We start from the raw sequence: 5,200 nt of genomic DNA on the forward strand, positions 1-5,200 counted from the left end.
GGCCGGTGGTCGGTGGGTTCGCGGGTGTGGAACACCTACGGTCCGACCGAGGCGACGGTCATCACCACCGCCACTCCCACTGCGCTGGATGCCGGGCTGGAGACGGCGCCGTCGATCGGCGGGCCGCTGCCCAACTCCCGCGTGTATGTCCTGGACGGGTTCCTGCGGCCGGTTCCGGTGGGTGTCACCGGTGAGGTGTATATCGCCGGTGCGGGTCTGGCCCGGGGTTATATCGGCCGTCCCGGCTTGTCCGCGGAGCGGTTTGTAGCGTGCCCGTTCACTGGTGGCGCCAGGATGTATCGCAGTGGTGACCTGGCGAAGTGGACCCCTGAGGGTGAACTGGCTTTTGCGGGGCGTGTGGATGAGCAGGTGAAGATCCGCGGGTTCCGGGTCGAGCCGGGTGAGATCGAAGCGGTCCTGAGCGGCCACGAGGCGGTGGCGCAGGCTGCGGTGGTCGTCCGCGAGGACCAGCGCCTGGTCGCCTACGTGGTCGGAGCCGGGGACCTCGACGTGGTGGCGGTAAGGCAGTTCGCCGCAGACCGTCTGCCCGAGTACATGGTCCCGACGGTCATGGTGCTGGACGCGCTGCCGCTCACCGTCAACGGCAAACTCGACCGCGCCGCGCTCCCCGCCCCCGACGTGGCGGTGGGCCGGGTCGCGGAGACCCGCACCGAAGAGATTCTGTGCGGGCTGTTCGCCGAGCTCCTCGGTCTGGAGGAGGTTGGTGCCGACGCCTCGTTCTTCGAGCTGGGCGGCGATTCGATCATGTCGATGCTGCTGGTGTCGAAGGCGCGTAAGGCGGGTCTGGTGTTGACCGCGCGGCAGGTCTTCGAACGCCAGGCCCCGGCGGCGCTCGCCGAGGTGGCTGGTGAGACTGCTGCCACTGTCGTCGCCGGGAGCGGTGACTCCGGCATCGGCGAGGTGCCCCTGACCCCCGTCATGCACGAACTGGTGCAACGAGCGGGCCCGGACCATGTCGCCAGCGTCTATCAGTCCACTGTGGTGGTGGCTCCGGCCGGGATGCGGCTGGAGACGCTGACCGACGCCGTCCAGGCGCTGGTCGATCACCACGACACGCTGCGGGCCCGGCTGGAGACCGAGCCCGAACCACGCCTCGTCGTGCCGTCGTCCGTGCCGGTGGCTCCCTGGGTGCACCGGGTGGACGCGACCGAGGGCTATCTCAACGAACTGCTGGCCGAACATGCCCACGCCGCCGCGGACCGGCTCGACCCGCAGGCGGGGGTGATGACGCAGGTGGTGTGGTTCGACGCAGGCCCGGACACACCCGGACGGCTCCTGCTCACAGTCCACCACCTGGCGGTGGACATGGTCTCCCTCGGGATCCTCGTCCCAGACCTCGCGCAGGCCTATACGGAACTTGCCGCCGGCCGCGAGGTCGCCCTGGAGCCGGTGCCCACCTCCTTCCGCCACTGGGCCAGGGCCCTCAAGGCCGAGGCCACCAGCCGCCCGCGGCTCGCCGAACTCCCCGCCTGGACCCGGCTCCTGCGCGGCTCCGAAGCTCCGCTCGGCACCCGGTCCCTCGACTCGGACCGTGACGTGGGCGCCACGCTGGAACGGTTCTCGGTGACGGCCTCCGCGGCGACCACCGGCATCCTGCTGACAGCGGTCCCGGCCGCCTTCCACGCGGGGATCGACGATGTGTTGCTTACCGCCCTTGCCTCCGCGGTCGCTGAGTGGAGGCGGCACCGGGGGCAGAACGGGGACGGCGGGGTTCTCGTGGACTTGGAAGGCCACGGCCGTAAGGCTGATGGCGTCGATCTGGTCCGTACGGTGGGTTGGTTCACCAGCAGCAAACCGGTGCGGCTCGATCCCACGACACTGGACTTCGCCGGGCTCCGCAGCGGCGGGCCGGCGGCGGGACGGGTTGTCAAGGAGATCAAGGAGCAGCTCCGGGCAGTGCCGGGTGACGGTCTCGGCTATGGCCTGCTCCGTCATCTCAACCCCGAGACCGCGCCTGCCCTTGCCGCGCTGCCGACGGCCCAGATCGGCTTCAACTACCTGGGCCGGTTCCCCGCCGCGACACCCGACCGGGCAGCCGCCTGGTCCGCCCCTCCCGAAGGCGGCTTCGGCGGCGGAGCAGGCGACAAGGTCCCGCTGTCGCACGCTCTGGAGGCTGTCGCCCTGGTCCGCGACCTGCCGGAGGGTCCGCGTCTCACCCTGACGCTGGCCTGGCCCCGGCACCTCCACCACACCGCAGACATACAGCAACTGGCCGACGGCTGGCTGGCGATGCTCACAGGCCTCGCCACCCACACCAGCACCCAATCCGGCGGCGGCCACACACCGTCCGACTTCTCACTGATCACGCTCGACCAGAGCCAGATCGACGCGCTCGAAGCGGAACTTGCAGACAACGGGGGAGCACGATGAGTCAGATGCGAGTCCAGGACGTCTGGCCGCTGTCGCCGCTGCAGGAAGGTCTGCTGTTCCACGCGGTGTACGACGAGCAGGGCACCGACGTCTACGTCGAGCAACTGGTGCTGGACCTGGCCGGGAACACCGACTCCGCTGTGCTGCGGGCGTCGTGGCAGGCGCTGCTCGACCGGCATGAGAGCCTGCGCGCCGGCTTCCGGCAGCTGGCCGGGGTGCCCGAGCCGGTACAGGTCATCGCCCGCGGCGTGACTCTGCCGTGGCGTGAGGAGGATCTGTCGGGTCTGGGTGCGGATGAGGCGTGGGCGGAGTCGGAGCGGCTGGGGATCGCGGAGCGGGAGCGGCGGTTCGATCTGGCGGTGCCGCCGTTGTTGAAGGTGATGTTGGTGAAGGTGGGGCCGGACCGGTTCCGGATGATGATCACGTTGCATCACATTTTGCTGGACGGTTGGTCGTTGCCGGTGCTGATGCGGGAGTTGTGGACGTGTTACGAGGCTGGTGGCAGTGCTCGTGATCTGCCGCCGGTGACGCCGTACCGCGAGTACCTCGCCTGGCTCGCCCGCCAAGACAAAGAAGCCGCACGTGACGCCTGGCGGCAGGAGCTGGTGGGCGCGGAGGAGCCGACGCTGGTGACACCCGGCGAGCAGTCCGCGGCTGCCGTTGTCGCCTCCGGCAAGGCGGCCACGGACGCGGGCGCGGAACTCGCCGGCCGGCTGCGGGACCTCGCCCGTGGCAACGGCCTGACGCTCAACACCGTGATTCAGGCCGCCTGGGCCGTGGTGCTCGGCCGGCTGACCGGCCGCCACGACGTGGTGTTCGGCGCGACGGTGGCCGGACGGCCGGCGGACCTCCCCGGGATGGAGAGCATGCTGGGGCTCTTCATCAACACGGTGCCCGTACGCGTGCACTTCGACCCCGCGCAGTCGGTCACCGCCATGCTGACGGAGCTGCAGGACCGGCAGTCGGCGCTGCTCGACCACCAGCACCTGAGCCTCACCGAGATCCAGCGGCTGGCCGGGCCGGGAGCCACGTTCGACACGATCATGGCGTTCGAGAACCACCCCATCGGGGCGCAGGAGTCCCCTTCGGAAGGTGGCGTGCGGGTCACCGGCACGGCGATGCGGGAGTCGACCAGCTTCCCCCTGTCCCTGGGCGTGCACCCGACAGACGAACTGCGGCTGCGACTGGACTACCGGCCGGACCTGTTCGACGCGGAGGCCGCACGGGCGCTCCTTGAGCGTCTGGTCCGGGTGCTGGAGCAGATGGTGGCTGATCCGGAGGCGCTGGTCGGGCGGCTGGATGTGCTTGCCGAGGTGGAGCGGGCGCGGGTGGTGGAGGAGTGGAATGCCACCGAGGCTGTGGTGCCTGCGGGGTCGGTGGTGGATCGGTTTGAGGCGCGGGTGGTGGTGGCGCCTGATGTGGTGGCGGTGCGGTGCGGTGAACAGGCCGTGTCCTATGGAGAGTTGGACCGGCGGGCGAATCGGCTGGCGCGTTTCCTGAGCAGTGTTGGTGTGGGCAGGGAGTCGCGGGTTGCGTTGTGTCTGCCGCGGTCGGTGGACATGGTGGTGGCGTTGTTGGGGGTGTGGAAGGCCGGGGCGGCGTTTGTGCCGTTGGATCCGGAGTATCCGGTGGACCGGCTGGGGTTCATGGTTGCGGACAGTGGGGCGGAGGTTGTGCTGGGCACGGCCGGAAGTCTCTCGGATGTTCCTGTCGGCGATGCCAGGGTCGTTCTCCTCGATGAGGCGGACGGGTTCTCGGCGGAGCCGTTGGGGATGGTCATTGTTCCGGAGCAGTTGGCGTATGTGATTTATACGTCGGGTTCGACGGGCCGGCCGAAGGGTGTGGCTGTTGCTCATGGCGGGGTGTTGAACCTGGCTGAGGCGATGCGTCCGGTGCTGGGGATGGATGCGGGTGTGGTGGCGCTGCAGTTCGCGTCGTTCAGTTTTGATGCCGCGGTGCTGGATGTGGTGGTGACGCTTGCTGCGGGTGGCACGTTGGCGGTGGCGACGTCGGCCGAGCGCAGTGATCTGGATGCGCTGGCGCAGATGGTGAGCCGGAATGGCGTGCAGGTGGCGAGTGTGGTGCCGTCGCTGCTGGGAGTGTTGGATCCGGCCGCTGTTCCGGGTGTGCGCAATTGGGTTTTGGGTGCGGAGCGGCTGAGTGCGGATTTGGCGGGCCGGTGGTCGGTGGGTTCGCGGGTGTGGAACACCTACGGTCCGACCGAGGCGACGGTCATCACCACCGCCACTCCCACTGCGCTGGATGCCGGCTTGGAGACGGCGCCGTCGATCGGCGGGCCGCTGCCCAACTCCCGCGTGTATGTCCTGGACGGGTTCCTGCGGCCGGTTCCGGTGGGTGTCACCGGTGAGGTGTATATCGCTGGTGCGGGTCTGGCCCGGGGTTATATCGGCCGGCCTGGGTTGTCTGCGGAGCGGTTTGTGGCGTGCCCGTTCACTGGTGGCGCCAGGATGTATCGCAGTGGTGACCTGGCGAAGTGGACCCCTGAGGGTGAACTGGCTTTTGCGGGGCGTGTGGATGAGCAGGTGAAGATCCGCGGGTTCCGGGTCGAGCCGGGTGAGATCGAAGCGGTCCTGAGCGGCCACGAGGCGGTGGCGCAGGCTGCGGTGGTCGTCCGCGAGGACCAGCGCCTGGTCGCCTACGTGGTCGGAGCCGGGGACCTCGACGTGGTGGCGGTAAGGCAGTTCGCCGCAGAGCGTCTGCCCGAGTACATGGTCCCGACGGTCATGGTGCTGGACGCGCTGCCGCTCACCGTCAACGGCAAACTCGACCGCGCCGCGCTCCCCGCCCC

2 protein-coding genes are annotated in these 5,200 nt (G+C 69.4%); both read left to right on the top strand.

Features of this window, described 5'->3' with window-relative positions; all coding sequences use genetic code 11:
* Positions 1-2,391, top strand: a 2,391-nt coding sequence (locus ACIPC1_RS40255) for a condensation domain-containing protein (protein ID WP_402526813.1), incomplete at its 5' end; no start/stop codon positions are given.
* 5 nt (positions 2,392-2,396) lie between these two features.
* Positions 2,397-5,200, top strand: a 2,804-nt coding sequence (locus ACIPC1_RS40260) for an amino acid adenylation domain-containing protein (protein WP_402526815.1), incomplete at its 3' end; no start/stop codon positions are given.

It is taken from the genome of Streptomyces sp. NPDC087263 (assembly GCF_044744645.1).
Lineage (GTDB): Bacteria > Actinomycetota > Actinomycetes > Streptomycetales > Streptomycetaceae > Streptomyces.